At 48.0% G+C, this 15,553-nt stretch carries 19 protein-coding genes; 16 read left to right on the forward strand and 3 right to left on the reverse strand.

All coding sequences use genetic code 11. The annotated features are described in order from the left end of the window. The first annotated feature begins 7 nt into the window (after positions 1–7). The 9 genes from def (at position 8) to E8L90_RS04680 (ending at position 9,229) form a co-directional block, all read left to right on the forward strand. Positions 8–484, forward strand: a complete 477-nt coding sequence (gene def / locus E8L90_RS04640; protein WP_137028196.1) for a peptide deformylase — start codon at positions 8–10, stop codon at positions 482–484. Positions 485–488: 4 nt separating this feature from the next. Further along, on the forward strand, positions 489–1,439 hold the full coding sequence (gene fmt, locus E8L90_RS04645) for a methionyl-tRNA formyltransferase (protein ID WP_137028197.1): 951 nt from the start codon (positions 489–491) through the stop codon (positions 1,437–1,439). Between the two features lie 3 nt (positions 1,440–1,442). After that, the gene (gene rsmB / locus E8L90_RS04650) at positions 1,443–2,789 is read left to right on the forward strand and encodes a 16S rRNA (cytosine(967)-C(5))-methyltransferase RsmB (RefSeq protein WP_137028198.1); all 1,347 of its coding nucleotides are present in this window, start codon (positions 1,443–1,445) and stop codon (positions 2,787–2,789) included. 211 nt (positions 2,790–3,000) lie between these two features. Beyond that, positions 3,001–4,071 (forward strand): dual-specificity RNA methyltransferase RlmN, encoded by a 1,071-nt coding sequence (rlmN, locus tag E8L90_RS04655; protein ID WP_137028199.1) that lies wholly within the window; start codon positions 3,001–3,003, stop codon positions 4,069–4,071. A gap of 4 nt (positions 4,072–4,075) precedes the next feature. After that, positions 4,076–4,831: a Stp1/IreP family PP2C-type Ser/Thr phosphatase gene (locus tag E8L90_RS04660; protein WP_137028200.1), complete on the forward strand. Its 756-nt coding sequence runs from the start codon at positions 4,076–4,078 to the stop codon at positions 4,829–4,831. Positions 4,832–4,836: 5 nt separating this feature from the next. Next, entirely contained in the window at positions 4,837–6,822 is a 1,986-nt protein-coding gene (gene pknB, locus E8L90_RS04665; protein ID WP_137028201.1) for a Stk1 family PASTA domain-containing Ser/Thr kinase, read from the forward strand. 18 nt (positions 6,823–6,840) lie between these two features. After that, the gene (rsgA, locus tag E8L90_RS04670) at positions 6,841–7,731 is read left to right on the forward strand and encodes a ribosome small subunit-dependent GTPase A (RefSeq protein WP_137028202.1); all 891 of its coding nucleotides are present in this window, start codon (positions 6,841–6,843) and stop codon (positions 7,729–7,731) included. Continuing rightward, positions 7,725–8,375, forward strand: a complete 651-nt coding sequence (gene rpe / locus E8L90_RS04675) for a ribulose-phosphate 3-epimerase (RefSeq protein ID WP_106653322.1) — start codon at positions 7,725–7,727, stop codon at positions 8,373–8,375. The genes rsgA and rpe overlap by 7 nt, the downstream gene beginning before the upstream one ends. A 389-nt stretch (positions 8,376–8,764) precedes the next feature. Beyond that, positions 8,765–9,229, forward strand: a complete 465-nt coding sequence (locus E8L90_RS04680) for a protease complex subunit PrcB family protein (protein ID WP_137028203.1) — start codon at positions 8,765–8,767, stop codon at positions 9,227–9,229. A gap of 95 nt (positions 9,230–9,324) precedes the next feature. Here E8L90_RS04680 and E8L90_RS04685 read toward each other — a convergent pair whose 3' ends face one another. Both E8L90_RS04685 and E8L90_RS04690 read right to left on the reverse strand, forming a co-directional pair. Continuing rightward, entirely contained in the window at positions 9,325–9,747 is a 423-nt protein-coding gene (locus E8L90_RS04685) for an RDD family protein (RefSeq protein ID WP_137028204.1), read from the reverse strand. Positions 9,748–9,875: 128 nt separating this feature from the next. After that, on the reverse strand, positions 9,876–11,009 hold the full coding sequence (locus E8L90_RS04690) for a M20 family metallopeptidase (protein ID WP_137028205.1): 1,134 nt from the start codon (positions 11,007–11,009) through the stop codon (positions 9,876–9,878). A gap of 243 nt (positions 11,010–11,252) precedes the next feature. Between E8L90_RS04690 and E8L90_RS04695 the strand changes: the two genes are divergently transcribed. The 6 genes from E8L90_RS04695 to spoVM all read left to right on the forward strand — a co-directional run bounded on the left by E8L90_RS04695 (position 11,253) and on the right by spoVM (position 14,640). Continuing rightward, positions 11,253–12,059 carry a transporter substrate-binding domain-containing protein gene (locus tag E8L90_RS04695; protein ID WP_137028206.1) on the forward strand — a complete coding sequence of 269 codons (807 nt, stop codon included), beginning with the start codon at positions 11,253–11,255 and terminating at the stop codon, positions 12,057–12,059. A 51-nt stretch (positions 12,060–12,110) separates the two neighbouring features. Continuing rightward, a complete protein-coding gene (locus E8L90_RS04700) occupies positions 12,111–12,770 on the forward strand; it encodes an amino acid ABC transporter permease (RefSeq protein ID WP_137028207.1) in 660 nt (219 codons plus the stop codon). Next, on the forward strand, positions 12,763–13,485 hold the full coding sequence (locus E8L90_RS04705; protein WP_137028208.1) for an amino acid ABC transporter ATP-binding protein: 723 nt from the start codon (positions 12,763–12,765) through the stop codon (positions 13,483–13,485). The genes E8L90_RS04700 and E8L90_RS04705 overlap by 8 nt, the downstream gene beginning before the upstream one ends. 128 nt (positions 13,486–13,613) lie before the next feature. Next, complete coding sequence (thiT, locus tag E8L90_RS04710; protein WP_137033267.1) at positions 13,614–14,174, forward strand: energy-coupled thiamine transporter ThiT; 561 nt, start codon at positions 13,614–13,616, stop codon at positions 14,172–14,174. Between the two features lie 185 nt (positions 14,175–14,359). After that, complete coding sequence (locus tag E8L90_RS30105) at positions 14,360–14,533, forward strand: hypothetical protein (RefSeq protein ID WP_007728365.1); 174 nt, start codon at positions 14,360–14,362, stop codon at positions 14,531–14,533. Positions 14,534–14,556: 23 nt separating this feature from the next. Beyond that, entirely contained in the window at positions 14,557–14,640 is an 84-nt protein-coding gene (gene spoVM / locus E8L90_RS04715) for a stage V sporulation protein SpoVM (protein ID WP_005831022.1), read from the forward strand. Positions 14,641–14,738: 98 nt separating this feature from the next. On the opposite strand, the gene rpmB is transcribed toward spoVM, so the two are convergent. Continuing rightward, positions 14,739–14,927, reverse strand: coding sequence for a 50S ribosomal protein L28 (rpmB, locus tag E8L90_RS04720; RefSeq protein ID WP_005831020.1), 189 nt, complete (start codon positions 14,925–14,927; stop codon positions 14,739–14,741). 248 nt (positions 14,928–15,175) lie between these two features. On the opposite strand from rpmB, the gene E8L90_RS04725 reads away from it, so the two are divergent. Beyond that, entirely contained in the window at positions 15,176–15,541 is a 366-nt protein-coding gene (locus tag E8L90_RS04725; RefSeq protein ID WP_007728362.1) for an Asp23/Gls24 family envelope stress response protein, read from the forward strand. Positions 15,542–15,553: the final 12 nt, after the last annotated feature.

The following is a 15,553-nucleotide window of genomic DNA, read 5'->3' on the forward strand; positions in this document are numbered from 1 at the left end:
GAAACACATGGCGATTCGCACAATTGTAAAACATCCAGATCCGATTTTGCGTGAAAAGGCAATGGTCGTAACCAAATTTAATTCCAACTTGCACAAGCTGCTTGATGATATGGCAGACACGATGTACGATGCAGACGGTGTAGGCTTGGCTGCTCCACAAGTGGGCATCTCCAAGCGTGTCATCGTGATGGATTGCGGTGATGGACTGATTGAAATGATCAATCCGGAAATCATTGAGCATGAAGGGGAGCAGTACGATTATCCAGAAGGCTGCTTGAGCATTCCTGGTGTGCAAGGAGACGTTCGTCGCCACAAGTGGATCAAGCTGCGGGGGCATGATCGTAACGGGAATGTGGTTGAGCTGGAGGCAGACGACCTGTTGTCCCGTTGCGCTCAACACGAGATCGATCATTTGAACGGTGTTCTCTTCATCGATGTAGCTGACAAGGTATACAAAGTAAACCCGAACCAGGAAGGGGAATAACCATTTGAAAGATGCTCGCATCCTGTTTATGGGTACGCCTGACTTTGCTGTATCGAGTCTTACGGCTGTCCTTGAAGCAGGCTACAACGTGATTGGAGTCGTAACAAAATCCGATCGTCCCGTTGGACGCAAGCAAGTATTGACGCCGCCCCCCGTGAAGGAGGCGGCTTTGCGTCATGGACTTTTGGTATTGCAACCGGAGAAAATCAAGGCAGAGGAAGCGCTTGAAGAAGTGTTGGCGCTCAAGCCTGATCTGATCATTACCGCGGCGTATGGACAGATTTTGCCTAAAAAGCTGCTCGATGCACCGAAATATGGCTGCATCAATGTGCATGCTTCTCTTTTGCCGAAATATCGTGGGGGTGCCCCGATTCATAAATCAATTGTCGAGGGAGAAACAGAAACAGGCGTGACCATCATGTACATGGTGGAAGCTCTCGATGCAGGGGATATGCTGTCCAAGGTAGTCGTTCCGATTGAGGAGCGCGATACCGTGGGGACCATGTTTGACAAATTGGCTGCGGCAGGCTCTGAGCTGTTGCTGGATACCGTTCCACGCCTATTGGCTGGTGAGCTCGTAGCAGAGCAACAGGATCATTCGGCAGCGACATTTGCTCCGAATATTAAGCGTACAGACGAAAAAATTGACTGGAGCCGTTCGGCTGAACAGATTTACAACCAAGTCCGCGGCTTGAATCCGTGGCCAGTCGCGTTTACTACATGCGAGGGCAAGATTTGGAAGCTGTGGTGGGTAGAAAAAATGCCTGCGGCAGGTGAAGGCAAAGAGCCGGGAACGATCATCGCCCGCGAGGAAGACGGTATCGTTGTCGCTTGCGGTAGCGGTGCAGTGAAAATAACCGAATTGCAGCCAGAAGGCAAAAAACGTATGAGTGCACTCGACTTTTTGCGTGGAGCGGGCAGCAACATTGAAATCGGCACAAAGGTAGGAGAATAGTCCGTGGCAAAAAAGGGAGCTCGTGATATCGCCCTCGATGTTTTGAACAGGGTAGAAGAACATAAGTCCTACAGCAATCTTGAGTTGCGCAATGTCTTGGATCGGGAAAATCTCAGTGCAGCAGATGCAGGACTGGTGACAGAGCTTGTGTACGGTACCATTCAGCGCAAGATGACGCTGGATCATGTCCTGTCCCATTTTGTCGGGAATAAAAAGGTCCAGACCTGGGTTCGTAATTTGCTGCGTCTCAGCTTGTATCAAATTCACTATTTAGACCGTATCCCTGAACGCGCAGCCGTACACCAGGCGGTTGAAATCGCCAAAAAACGCGGTCACCAGGGGATTGCTTCGATGGTCAACGGTGTTTTGCGCAATGTGTTGCGCCAGCCGGATGTGTGGGAGCGTCAGCCAAAAGGCGGACGTGCCTTGCAAATCGCCGTAGTCTATTCTCATCCAGAATGGCTTGTGCGTCAGTGGCTTAGCGTATATGGCGAAGAGACGACGATTGCGATTTGCGAAGCGAACAACAGAACGCCGCATAGCTCTATCAGAGTCAATGCATGGAAAACGACGAAGGATCAAGTGCTGGACAAGCTAGCGGAAGAAGGGCTGGAAGGACAAGCGTCTGCTGTCAGTCCTCATGCTATTCTGATGGAAGGCGGACATGCAGCAGGTTCTCGCATGTTCAAGGAAGGTTACTTCACGATCCAGGATGAGAGTTCCATGCTCGTAGCACCAGCTCTTGCTGCGCAACCAGGCATGCGTGTACTGGATGCTTGCGCGGCACCTGGTGGAAAAACAACGCACATAGCGGAAATGATGGAAAACCGCGGGCAAATCATTGCGAGTGACGTGCATCCGCACAAACGCGATCTGATTACAAATGCAGCGAAAAGACTCGGGATTACGATCATCGAGCCAATCGTCAGTGATGCACTAGACCTACCTGAAAAAGCGCTGGGGACTTTCGATCGAATCCTGCTGGATGCGCCATGCACCGGATTTGGCGTGATTCGTCGCAAGCCTGATCTAAAATGGAATAAAGCGCCGGAAGATGTCCGTGCGATTGCTCAGTTACAGTACGAACTGCTCAAGACATTGGCACCGATGCTTGCTCAAGGTGGTGTCATGGTTTACAGCACATGTACGATCGAGCCAGCAGAAAATCAGGAGATTGTTCGCCGCTTTGTCGAAGAACACCCTGAATTCGTATTCGATGATACACTGGCACAAGACCTGCCTGAGGCTGTCAGAGGGCATGTCGATGAAACCGGAGCCTGCGTACAAATTTTGCCTCACCATTTCGAGAGTGATGGATTCTTTATCGCGCGATTGAAACGAAGAGGATAAGGTAACGGACGTACAAACAAGGGGTGGCGCACCAACAGGTGGAAAATGCCACTCCTTTGCCTTTGTTTGCGAGCGCGCGGATTGGTTTACACTAGGAAAAGCGACGCATTTGTGAATCTGGATGTCAAAACCGTTTGAAGCGAGACGCCCCACGAGGTACAATGATAGAATGGATTTAGGCAAGCAATGATTTTGAGGATGTGGAGATAGAATGCCGTTAACGACATTTACTGGCGCAAAGCCGCTTATTTACAGTTTGACGCAAGATGAAATGAAGGAATGGCTGGTTAGTGCCGGCGACAAAGCATTTCGTGCGCAACAAATTTTTGACTGGTTATATGTAAAGCGCGTCACTTCTTTTGACGAGATGAGCAATTTGTCCAAGGAGCTGCGCGAAAAGCTGGCTGATACATTCCGTATGGAGCCACTCAAGGAAATCACGCATCAGGAGTCGCAGGATGGGACGATCAAGTTTTTGTTCCAGCTTGTCGATGGACATGCGATTGAGACGGTGATTATGCGTCATAACTACGGAAACAGCATTTGTGTTACGACACAGGTGGGCTGCCGTATCGGATGTACGTTTTGTGCATCTACATTAGGGGGACTGAAGCGTAACCTGGATGCAGGTGAAATCGTCTCTCAAGTATTGACGGCACAACGCAGATTGGATGCGGAGGGTGAGCGTGTCAGTCACGTGGTCGTCATGGGGATTGGGGAGCCTTTCGAGAACTTCGAGAGCTTGATGGCGTTCTTGTCCGTCATCAACGATAACCGAGGACTGAATATCGGTGCTCGTCACATTACGGTTTCCACCAGTGGAATTGTGCCGAAGATTTACGAGTTTGCTGAACGAGGCGGACAAGTGAACCTGGCGATTTCCCTGCATGCTCCAAACACGGAGCTGAGAAGCCAGCTGATGCCGATCAACCGCGGCTTCCCGCTTGCTAAGCTCATGGAAGCATGCCACCATTACATTAACAAGACAGGGCGCCGCATCAGTTTTGAGTACGGTCTGTTCGGCGGGAAAAACGATCAGCCCGAGCATGCAGAGGAGCTGGCCGAACTCATTGGTGACATGCTTTGCCACGTGAATCTGATTCCGGTGAACTACGTACCAGAGCGTGATTATGTACGCACGCCACGCAATGAGATTTTTACGTTTAAACGCATTTTAGAGGAAAAAGGAATCAATGTGACCATCAGACGCGAGCAAGGCAGTGACATTGCTGCTGCTTGCGGACAATTGAGGGCACAACACGCTAAAGAAACCGTGGGGTGATGCCATGGAAATCGCGATGAAATCCCATGTTGGCCGCGTTCGTCAGGTTAACGAGGACTATTATGCCTGTGTGACCGATTTAAACGGACGCGTGCTCGCCATTGTAGCAGATGGTATGGGTGGCCATCAGGCTGGTGATATCGCCAGTCGCCTTGCTGTTGAGCGAATAGTAAAAGAACTGCGTCACCTAGATGGGGACCTCGAAGCAGAGGATGTGCGTGAGCAATTGATGAACGCCGTCCTGCTCGCGAATAAAGAAGTCTTTGAATATGCAGTTGAACATCCAGAGTGCAGTGGCATGGGCACAACCGTGGTTGCTGCTTTGTTCGATCATTCCTCCGTGATTACTGCGCATATTGGCGACAGTCGCCTGTATTTTTACAACCAAGACGGTCTGGTCATGAAAACAGAAGACCATTCCCTTGTCAATGAGCTTTTGAAAAATGGACAGATTACAGCCGAGGAGGCGTCTGTCCACCCTCATCGCAACGTCATTATGCGGTCGCTAGGGACAGAACCGGATGTGCTCATTGATCTTGGGCAGTTTGAATGGTCAGAGGGTGATATCGTCTTGATTTGCTCAGATGGACTGAGCAACAAAGTCAGTCATCCATCCTTAGAAGAAAATTTGCAGCAACAGATATCGTTACAAGCGAAGGTGGACGGTTTGGTTCAGGAAGCACTGGATGCCGGTGGGGAAGATAACATAACGCTGGTTGCCGTACGAAATACGCTTGATGCCGGTCAGGAAGAGGGGTGAGAGAGATGGAAGGTCAACGACTGGGAGGACGATACCAAATAGAGTCCCGCGTCGGTGGGGGCGGTATGGCCATTGTATACAAGGCCAAAGATTTAATTTTGAATCGTCCAGTGGCAGTTAAAGTGCTGCGTTCACAATTTGGTACGGACGAAGATTTCGTCAATCGTTTCCGACGTGAAGCGCAGGCGGTGGCGAGCTTATCTCACCCCAATGTGGTTGGGGTGTATGATGTCGGTCAGGAAGGCGATACCCATTACATGGTGATGGAGTACATAGAAGGCTATACGTTGAAAGAGGTCATCATTCAACGTGGCGCGCTGCCGGTAGAAGAGGCAGTGCGGATCGCCGAGCAAATTTGCGATGCACTCGATCATGCGCATCAAAACCAGATCATTCATCGAGATATTAAGCCGCATAACATTATGATTGGAAAAAATGGTCGGGTGAAGGTTACGGATTTCGGGATTGCGAGAGCCGTTACTTCAGCAACGATTACGCATACGAATGCGATGCTTGGCTCTGTCCATTATTTTTCGCCAGAGCAGGCACGCGGTGGGATTACCGGGGAAAAATCCGATATTTACTCGCTGGGGATCGTCTTGTACGAAATGGTAACAGGTGAACTACCGTTTTCTGGTGATTCGCCTATATCAGTGGCGCTCAAGCATTTGCAGGAGCCGCTTCCAGAGCCGCGCCAAGTCAATCCGGCTATCCCACAGAGTGTGGAGAATGTCATTTTGAAGGCGCTGGTAAAGGATCCATTTCTCAGATACGCATCCGCAAGTGAAATGCTAGAAGATTTGGAGACCTGCCTGTTCCCAGAGCGATTAAACGAAGAAAAGCTGACGTTCCCGGTGGATGAAGAGATGACGCGTGTGGTGCCGATCATCACACCCGACATGCTCGAAGGCCACACCAATGGTAAAACCGGAGGAGCGGGGCGTAGCCGCTATGAGCAGCGTACAGAAGAAGAGGGTGCCAAACCAGCCAAGAAACAATGGTGGGTCAAAGCTCTGCTGTGGGTAGGCGGTATCGGACTGTTTTTCGTACTGGCATTCTTCGGGTTTAACTTACTGTTGAATCTGTTCCCGTCCGTTCCAGAGGCGCGCGTACCTCATGTGGTAGGGATCGACGTGTCGCTCGCTGAGAAGAAGATCCAGGAAAACAAACTCGTTGCCCGAATCGTCGAAGAAGCCGATGATACGATAGAAAAGGGTATAGTGATAAGACAGGACCCTGCCCCTCCGATGGGGTTAAAGGAAAATTCCGTTGTGACTTTGTATGTAAGCAAAGGACAACAAGAGATCAACATGCCAAATCTGGTTACGTTGCCGCGAGCAACCGCAGAGGAAGCTTTGAAAAGTAATGGCTTCCAACTGGAGAATGTCAATTTCGTAGAGGAAGCGGACGACAAGGCCGAGGTAGGGACGGTTATCAAGCAGTCTCCAGCCGCAAATGAAAAGGTGTTCCCGACCAAAACCAATGTGACGGTCACGATTAGTAAAGGAAAAGCCTTCGTGAAAATGCCGGATGTTCGTAATATATCGGTAGAAGCTGCACAAGTAGAATTGTACAAGTTAGGACTGGGTGTTGGGAAAATCACCAAAGTGCCTACTTATACGACCGACAAACCAGGTATTGTTCTCAGCACTCACCCTTATGATCCGGGAATGGATGTGCAAAAGGATGTAGCGGTTCCGCTTGAGGTCAGCAATGGCCAATATCCGCAGGACGCCAAACTGGCAAACGTTCCGGTTTATGTAGAGGTTGTACCTGGTGAACCACTGGAAGTGAAAATTGAAGTGACAGATGCTCGTGGAGAGGCAAAAGTTTTCCAGACGGACACGATCACCGAAAATAAAGAGTACGATGTACCAATCGTCTTGGCACCACAGAAGGACTCGGTAGTTAAGGTCTTTGTGAAACGATCGACTGATCAAGGCTTCAATGAATACCAGACGATTCCAGTTTCGTATAACAGCTTGCCATAGTGTAGTGGAGGGACATGAATGCCAGAAGGACGGATTGTGAAAGCGCTCAGCGGTTTCTATTATGTAGCCGACGAAGGGCGAATCTACAGTTGCCGTGCAAGAGGGCTCTTCAAGAAAAAAGATGCAAAAGTAAATCCACTGGTTGGGGATTGGGTCGTCTACGATGCGATCAATGAAGAAGAAGGTTATATCATGGAGGTGGGCGAGCGGACGAATGAGTTGGTTCGTCCGCCCGTTTCCAATGTGGATCAGGCGGTACTCGTCTTCTCGATGTACAAGCCGATGTTCAGTCCGTTGTTGTTGGACAAGTTCCTGACGCACACAGAGCGTGCAGGGATTGATTCCGTGATTGTCTTATCCAAAGCCGATCAGGTGTCGGAAGAAGAAGTCAACGAAATCGTGGAGAAGTATGAAGCGATTGGCTACCGCGTAATTCCGACCTCAACGGCGGATGAACGCGGTGTCGAGGAAGTTCGTGAGATTTTGCGAGACCGCATTTCGGTGTTTGCAGGTCAATCAGGTGTAGGCAAATCCTCCCTGATCAACATGCTGTTTCCGGGTGTCAGCCTGCAGACAGGAGATGTCAGCCAAAAGCTCGGACGCGGAAAGCATACAACGCGTCATGTCGAGCTGATTCCGCTTGCGGGCGGCGGCTATGTGGCAGACACACCGGGCTTCAGTTCATTGGAATTTATCGATTTCTCCGAGCTTGACCTGGCGGAATCCTTCCGGGATTTTGCCGATCGCAGCTCGGAATGCAAGTTCCGTGGCTGTCTTCACGTAAGCGAGCCAGCTTGTGCCGTGCAGGCCGCGCTGGAGGCTGGAGAGATCAGTGAACAGCGCTACGAGCACTACAAACAATTCCGCGAAGAGCTAAAAGAATACCAACGGAGGAACAAACCATGGTAAAAATCGCACCTTCTATCCTATCTGCTGATTTTGCCCGTCTGGGTGAAGAAATTCTCGATGTCGAGAAGGGAGGAGCAGACTGGATTCACGTGGATGTGATGGATGGACATTTCGTTCCAAACATTACGATCGGCCCTCTGATTGTGGAGGCGATTCGCCCAGTGACCAAGCTGCCGCTCGATGTGCACTTGATGATTGAGGAGCCAGATCGCTACATTCCGCAATTCGCGAAAAGTGGGGCAGACTGGATTACTGTTCATCAGGAAGCATGCCGTCATCTGCATCGCACGTTGCACTTGATCAAGGAGCAAGGTGTGAAAGCGGGAGTGGTATTGAACCCGGCTACACCGATTTCCACAATCGAGCCAGTCCTTGCTGATTTGGATATGGTTCTCCTTATGACAGTGAACCCTGGTTTTGGTGGACAAAAATTCATTCACAGCGTTGTGCCAAAGGTTGCCCAGTTGCGTCAAATGCTGAACGAGCGTGGCTTGGGACATGTGGAAATCGAAATCGATGGCGGTGTTAATGCACAAACAGCACGTTTGTGCGAGGAAGCAGGAGCGACTGTCCTCGTTGCAGGCAGTGCGGTATTCAATCAGGCAGATCGTGGTCAAGCGATCGCTGCGATTCGTGGACAGTAAGAATAACGCTTAGCTGGTGTAAGCTGACGACGATATGCAATCGGCGTCAGCTTTTTTTGTGCTTTCCTCTGTTTATAGTTCGTTTGTAATCATCTGAATATTATAACTAGTTATGTGATAAATCAATTAATAATAAATATAAAAGTATAATTATAGTTCATACTATAAATAGAATGGAATCGAATAATCCTTACTAAAATAAGGGTTATTGGTGATTTATGGTAAATCTTAATTAACAAAAATAAAACATTCTGGAAAATATTGCTTTTTGATAAATATAATGATTAAATCAAATTGTACAGATTGTGGTAAAAATTTCCTATCTAAAAGATACTGGCCAGTATCAAGAAATGTTGTCACCCTCTAAAAAAATCGGGAGTTGATCAAGTATGAAATCGTTATGGAAAAACAGTGTAGCGGTTCTCTCCATTCTCTCTATCCTGCCATTTTCACAAACTGCCGTACATGCTGAACAAAAACATTCGGAGTCGACCACGGCTTCTCAAGTAGGCGTGCAAACGAAAAAATTGTCTATCGAAAAAGAAGATACACTGTCAGAGGCTGAACGAGCATTCGTAGGAAAAGTAAAAGAGCGGAAGGGTGTACATCGCCAAGGCGACCTGTATGTGGTCTCCCGTGGTGAATTGCCTACCTCTGGCTATAATTTGAAGGTTGTTGGAACTAAGCAAGGATGGGAAATGCTCACGGTTTATGTAGAGCTGACAAATCCTGCTCCAGAAGATATTATAATGCCAGCGGTGCAAACACCTTATATCATTGTGCGTGCAAGCCTGCCGCCATACACAACAATGGTGTTTATGGATGCAAAAACAGATAAGGTGTTGTTCCAATAAACTGCTTGATGTATAGAAGTAAAAAAAGGCCGGATGATTATATCCGGCCTTTTTCGTCGTAGAATTGCTATTCTCGATGTAAGATGGGTGCTAATTTAAGGCTGATTCGATGTTACATACGTACCAGCGATCAAATCATGGATCGAGCGTTTATCCTGACGAACAGCAACCATGATAGCGCTGACGATTATACCAAGACCGAGTGTAATGATGTACACGATCCCTCCGACCAAGTCGCGTAACAGCATGGTTCCGATTCCTAAAGGTTCTCCATCGACTCGGGCGATGCGAATACCGGCAATTCTTTTGCCAACGGTATAGCCATGCCAAAATACAGGCACGAGGAGGCTGTAGAGCGAGGAAATGATATTCGTAACAAGATTGTCTTCTGTATCGCCTGTAATGATATAGGTGATCAGTACTAGCGGTAATCCGATAATGAGTGCATCTAGCAGTCCGGCACCGAGTCGGCGCCAAAATCCTACAGGATTACTTGGCGATGTGGTGTTTGGTTCCATATTTTCCCTCTCCTTGTTATTCGAATAGGAATATATATGTCTGCCCATTCGAAAATAGTGCAGATAAGGCTCCGTCGTTAAGTAGACGGAGCCTTAATTTTCCATAAAATTATACACCTGTAAATTTATTATGACAAGGTTAAAAACATTCGAAGCATTACGGCAATCCTGCCAGGAATGGCGTCAATGACGATATGCTCATGGGAAGCGTGTGCTCCATCACCAACTGGTCCCAAACCGTCAAGCGTTGGTGTGCCTGCAGCTGCGGCGAAGTTTCCATCGCTGGTTCCACCGACACCTTGCTCTGTCAATTCAAAACCTTCCAGACGCGCTTGTTCCTGCGCATGCAAGAACAGTTGCTCTGTACCGGCAGTTCGTTCCATAGGAGGTTTAGTGATTCCGCCTTCTACAAGCAGCATGGCTTCCGGATGGACAGGGGTCAGTTGACTCATCAATCGGGTAATCCGCTCGCTTTCCTCGCGGCTTTGAATACGAACATCAATTTCGGTCATGGCAAAGTCAGGTACGACGTTCGATGCACTTCCGCCTGTAATGGTACCGACAGATAAGGTTGTGCCCGCTTCATAATTCGTAAACGATTGAATAGCGAGGACGTGGTGAGCCAGCTCAGCAATCGCATTGATCCCCTTGGCGTGATCATTGCCAGCGTGTGCAGCGCGGTCTGTTACCTTTAGAATGAAGTCTCCGCCGCCTTTGCGGCTCGTTTTCAAAGAGCCATCTCCAGCAGCGGGCTCCAGTACCAATGCATATTTACTTCTTTTTGCTTCCTCTCTAATGAGCATTTCGGAGGAAACACTACCAATCTCTTCGTCGGTGTTCCAAAAAAAGACGAGCTTATTTTTGGGCGAAAGATTATGCTCCATCATGGCGCGCAGGGCGAAATAGCTAAAAATGATCCCTGCTTTCATGTCGTATGTACCGGGCCCATAGAGTCGGCCATTTTCCTCGCGACAAGGCTCAACGGCTAATGTTCCAATGTCTTTTACGGTATCGAAGTGACCGAGAATGAGGATTTGTTCATCGCCATCTCCATACTCCATTCGTAGCTGATTTCCGTATTGCTCTTGTGGCAAGCTCTCCACGCGACACCCTAATTGGCGAAAGCGTTCTGCAATCAGGCTGCCTAATCGATCGACAGCTTGCTTGTTATGGGTGGGTGTTTCCATCTCTACATATGTACGCAGTTCCTCGATAATTTCTGGGAGCTGCTGCCGAAAATAGGACGTCCAGTTTTTCTCCATGTCAGCCTCCTGTCATTCCTTTTACTAGCACTATAAAGCTTTGGTTACTTTTCTGCCACAAAAATAAAGATTTGCATATAAAATTCGGTATATTCTTTATTTTAAACGCAAGTAAAAAATGATTGAAATTGTTCAGATTATGAGTAAAATAATCATTGTGATGCATAAAAATAAGTTTTTATGCAAATTAATACTGCGAATAGACTGCTTTATGCGTAAAAATTACAACAACGGGGGTTCATCATGAAGAAAACAAAATCATTTATCTCTCTGGCACTTACTTCTATGCTTGCGGCAGTCGTGATCGCTGGATGCGGTACAGGCAATCAAACCGCAACAGGACAAGCACCTGCGCCTTCTGCTGGCGACAAGAAAACATTGGTCATGGCTACTTCTGCTGACTATAAGCCGTATGAATATCACGATCTGAGCAGCGGTAAAGATGAAATTGTCGGCTTTGACATTGATGTCGCGAAATACATTGCAAAAGAGCTTGGCTACGAACTGCAAATCAATGACATGAACTTTGACGGCCTGGTTCCTGCGCTGCAAACGAATCGTGCGGACTTCGTTATGGCTGGCATGACTGCAACACCTGAGCGTGAGAAGAACGCTGATTTCTCCACCATCTATTACGATGCGAAAAATACGATTGTAGCAAAGAAAGACAGCAATCTTACCAAGCCTGAGCAATTGGCTGGCAAAAAAGTGGCGGTACAGCTCGGTTCTATTCAGGAAGGGGCAGCAAAAAAACTTGCAGATACTGTTTCCGGCTTGCAGATCACTTCGCTGAACAAGCTGCCTGAGATCGTGGAAGAAGTAAAGACGGGTCGTGTAGATGCTGCCATTATCGAGGATACAGTAGCGAAAGGCTTCGTGGAAAACAATGACTCCTTGCAATTCACGACAATGGAAGAAAATGAAAAAAATGGCTCTGCTGTTGCTTTCCCGAAAGGGTCGCCGCACGTACAGAAATTTAATGAAGTGATCAAAAAGATGCAAGAAAACGGGGAAATGGACAAGCTGATCAAAAAATGGTTCGGTCAATAATCTCCAATCATCGAAGAATAACTATGTGAGCAGCAAGAGGGGAGAACGGGCATGAATTTGGATTTCGCGCAAGTCGTGCCCCATATTCCTTTTATATTGAAAGGGATACAGGGGACGTTACTTGTTACGTTGATTTCGGTTGTATTGGGATTTTTCTGGGGCTCTATCCTCGCACTCATTAAAATATCGAATGTGAAGATTCTCAACTGGCTCGCAGTTGCGTATACGTCTGTTTTTCGCGGAACACCTTTGATTTTGCAGCTTACTTTTGTGTATTATGCTACGCCACAGCTTACCGGCTACACCATTTCGCAACTGGAAGCAGCAGTGCTAACATTTACACTGAACTCGGGTGCTTACATTTCCGAGACGATTCGCGGTGGCATTTTGGCGGTGGATAAAGGGCAGTGGGAAGCGGCAAAATCTCTTGGCGTGCCTTATCACCGGATGATGCTGGACATTATTTTGCCCCAGGCTGTCAAAAATATCTTACCTGCACTTGTTAATGAAACGATTGCACTGTTAAAGGAATCTGCACTCGTCTCCACGATTGGTCTTGCAGACATCATGCAGAACGCGAACGTGGTCAAGGGCGCCATCTACAAGTATTTTGAGCCATACCTGATCGCTGGTACCCTGTACTATGTGATGGTCATGCTGTTGACTTGGGTAGCCCGCGTAGTGGAACGGAGGATGAGACGCAGTGATTAAGATCGATAACATTACGAAGTCATTTGGACAACTGAATGTGTTGAAGGGTATCACGACAAACATCGGTAAAGGGGAGGTTGTCGCCATCATTGGTCCATCTGGATCGGGGAAGTCAACGCTATTGCGTTGTATCAACCTGATGGAGACGCCAACGACGGGTACAATTACAATCAATGGACAGGAAATCACAGCTCCGAAAGCTGACGTGATGGACATTCGTCAGCAAATCGGGATGGTTTTCCAGCATTTTCACCTGTTTCCGCATATGACGGTATTGAAAAACCTGACCTATGCTCCGATGAAAGTAAAAGGCATGTCTGCGGCACAAGCGGAACCAAAAGCGAGAGAACTATTGGCGCGCGTAGGGCTGGCAGATAAAGCGGATGTCTTTCCATCACGTTTGTCAGGCGGTCAAAAGCAGCGTGTTGCGATTGCCCGTTCACTCGTCATGGAGCCGAAAATTATGCTCTTTGACGAGCCGACCTCTGCTCTCGACCCAGAGATGGTCAAGGAAGTTTTAGAAGTTATGAAGGGCCTGGCTGATAGCGGAATGACCATGGCGATCGTCACGCATGAGATGCGCTTTGCCGAAGAAGTGTCAGACCGTATTTTGTTCCTTGATGATGGTCGTCTCTTGGAGGATACGCCACCAGGTGAGTTTTTCCAAAAGCCAAGAAGTGAGCGTGCCCAGCAGTTTTTGGAGAAGGTTCGGTAATAAGACTAGCCGCAGTGCCGATGAGGCAGCGGCTTTTTTCTTTGACACAAGCATATACTTGGGCTAGAATCAGAAACATTATCAGTGTAAAAAAATTTTTGTTTATTCTATTCTGAGGAGTGACTATTTTGGATCGTCAACGGTTGGTCATTTTGTTGGAAATGGCGATGATGGCGGCTCTTGCAATCGTATTTAGTCAGATTAAGGTTTTCGAAATGCCACAGGGCGGCTCTGTGTCCCTCGTGATGGTCCCGATCGCCTTGATCGCTGTTCGCCGTGGACTCGCCGCTGGTGTCATTACAGGGCTTGTTGTCGGATTTCTTCAATTGCTCTTGGGCAGTACAGTTGTCCATCCAGTTCAGCTGTTGCTGGATTATCCGCTTGCTTTTGGAGCGTTGGGTCTCGCTGGGTTTGTTCGCCTGTCTGGCTACGAAGGAGCGAAGCAACGAATCATGGTACTGTGGAGCGGCTTGTTCATCGGCGTTATTGGACGATTTGTCTGCCATTTTCTATCGGGTATTATTTGGTTTGGCAGCTACGCGCCAGAAGGTGTACCAGTCTGGCAATATTCCCTCATTTATAACATCACGTATCTACTGCCAGAAATGATTATCGCGGGAGTCGTTTTGACAGTCGTGCTTAGCAGTGCATCTCAGCTGCTGTTTCCCGCACGCGATCGAGTTGCATAAAAAAGAAACGGTATCAAGTACAAACTATCCACATAATGTAATCAGGCAGCGAGGTTTCGTTGCCTGATTTTTTACTTCTTAAGACATATACTTTTTTCATGTGGCAGGATACATGTTTATCCGACAGCAGAATATGATGTAATATGCACGTTTTTGAGAACACCTAAAGGAGGTGCTTACGCGAAATGGGATTGCGCTCCTATCGCCTGCGACAGGGGGGCGCCTTGCGACGTGTTCTCGGGGTTGCGTTGGCTGTCGGGGGAATCACCATTTTCCTGTATTGGGCACCTCCGTGGGTTTGGTATAGCCTATTGGCATTAGCACTCATAGGGGCCGGCGTGTATTTGTATCGTGTGTAGTAATTTCGGTGAGGAGGGGTAGCATGCGGTTTTACACCATCAAGTTGCCGAAGTTCCTTGGTGGCATGATTCGGGGCATCATCGAGGCGTTCAACAAGAAAAAGTGAAGCTTCGGCCCCGAGCCTCCTTTGGGAGAAGAGTGGAGAAACGGGAGAAATGCAAAAAAGCACCTCGAGGGTGCTTTTTTTCGCATAGCTGAGATCAACTATACGCGAGTTACGAGACCGGATTTCAGTGCTCGAGTACTTACATAAACGCGCTTCGGTTTTCCATTTACGAGAATGCGCACTTTTTGTACGTTGACACCCCAAGTGCGGCGAGTTGCGCGCATGGAGTGGGAGCGAGCGTTTCCAGCTTTAGCAGATTTACCTGTTACAAAGCAACGACGTGCCATTACAATCCACCTCCCTTGTTACATATAAACGGGATTTCCTTTGTGGGAAATACAAATACTCGACTATATTAGCACAACATTGCTGTCAATTGCAATACTTGACAAGATGATTTACCCCTACTTTCTCATAGGGTTGATAGGATCGACAAAACGCTTCATTTCTCTTTTGTGTTAGTGTAGAATTGTAAGGAAGCACGGTTACGCTTACCTATGACGGTCAAGCTGTTTAACAGAGGAGGAGTCCTTGCATGACAGTGGAAATGAATACATCGCTAGGAAAGATCGATGTTACAGAAGATGTGATCGCACGGATTGCTGGAGGTGCGGCCATGGAAGTTTTTGGACTTGTGGGCATGGCTTCTCGCAAAGCGTTGAAAGATGGAATCGCTGAGCTGTTAGGAAGAGACAACCTGAGCAAAGGTGTCGTCGTACATAACACAAATGGCGAAGTAGTATTGGACATGCACATTATCGTCAGCTATGGCGTCAAAATTTCCGAGGTGGCAGGCAACGTTCAACGCCGTGTTCGATATACCTTGGAGCAAACGGTAGGCATTGATGTGACTGCTGTTAATATTTTTGTGCAGGGAGTTCGTACAGACAGGGATATGTAAGGAGGAACATCA

Source organism: Brevibacillus antibioticus (assembly GCF_005217615.1).
Classification (GTDB): Bacteria; Bacillota; Bacilli; order Brevibacillales; family Brevibacillaceae; genus Brevibacillus; species Brevibacillus antibioticus.

What these genes read in the sequence shown, in the direction of transcription:
- def (WP_137028196.1), top strand. Translation starts at nt 8, where the DNA reads ATGGCGATTCGCACAATTGTAAAACATCCAGATCCGATTTTGCGTGAA.
- rlmN (WP_137028199.1), top strand. Translation starts at nt 3,001, where the DNA reads ATGCCGTTAACGACATTTACTGGCGCAAAGCCGCTTATTTACAGTTTG.
- E8L90_RS04660 (WP_137028200.1), top strand. Translation starts at nt 4,076, where the DNA reads ATGGAAATCGCGATGAAATCCCATGTTGGCCGCGTTCGTCAGGTTAAC.
- pknB (WP_137028201.1), top strand. Translation starts at nt 4,837, where the DNA reads ATGGAAGGTCAACGACTGGGAGGACGATACCAAATAGAGTCCCGCGTC.
- rsgA (WP_137028202.1), top strand. Translation starts at nt 6,841, where the DNA reads ATGCCAGAAGGACGGATTGTGAAAGCGCTCAGCGGTTTCTATTATGTA.
- rpe (WP_106653322.1), top strand. Translation starts at nt 7,725, where the DNA reads ATGGTAAAAATCGCACCTTCTATCCTATCTGCTGATTTTGCCCGTCTG.
- E8L90_RS04680 (WP_137028203.1), top strand. Translation starts at nt 8,765, where the DNA reads ATGAAATCGTTATGGAAAAACAGTGTAGCGGTTCTCTCCATTCTCTCT.
- E8L90_RS04685 (WP_137028204.1), bottom strand. Translation starts at nt 9,747, where the DNA reads ATGGAACCAAACACCACATCGCCAAGTAATCCTGTAGGATTTTGGCGC.
- E8L90_RS04690 (WP_137028205.1), bottom strand. Translation starts at nt 11,009, where the DNA reads ATGGAGAAAAACTGGACGTCCTATTTTCGGCAGCAGCTCCCAGAAATT.
- E8L90_RS04695 (WP_137028206.1), top strand. Translation starts at nt 11,253, where the DNA reads ATGAAGAAAACAAAATCATTTATCTCTCTGGCACTTACTTCTATGCTT.
- E8L90_RS04700 (WP_137028207.1), top strand. Translation starts at nt 12,111, where the DNA reads ATGAATTTGGATTTCGCGCAAGTCGTGCCCCATATTCCTTTTATATTG.
- E8L90_RS30105 (WP_007728365.1), top strand. Translation starts at nt 14,360, where the DNA reads ATGGGATTGCGCTCCTATCGCCTGCGACAGGGGGGCGCCTTGCGACGT.
- spoVM (WP_005831022.1), top strand. Translation starts at nt 14,557, where the DNA reads ATGCGGTTTTACACCATCAAGTTGCCGAAGTTCCTTGGTGGCATGATT.
- rpmB (WP_005831020.1), bottom strand. Translation starts at nt 14,927, where the DNA reads ATGGCACGTCGTTGCTTTGTAACAGGTAAATCTGCTAAAGCTGGAAAC.
- E8L90_RS04725 (WP_007728362.1), top strand. Translation starts at nt 15,176, where the DNA reads ATGACAGTGGAAATGAATACATCGCTAGGAAAGATCGATGTTACAGAA.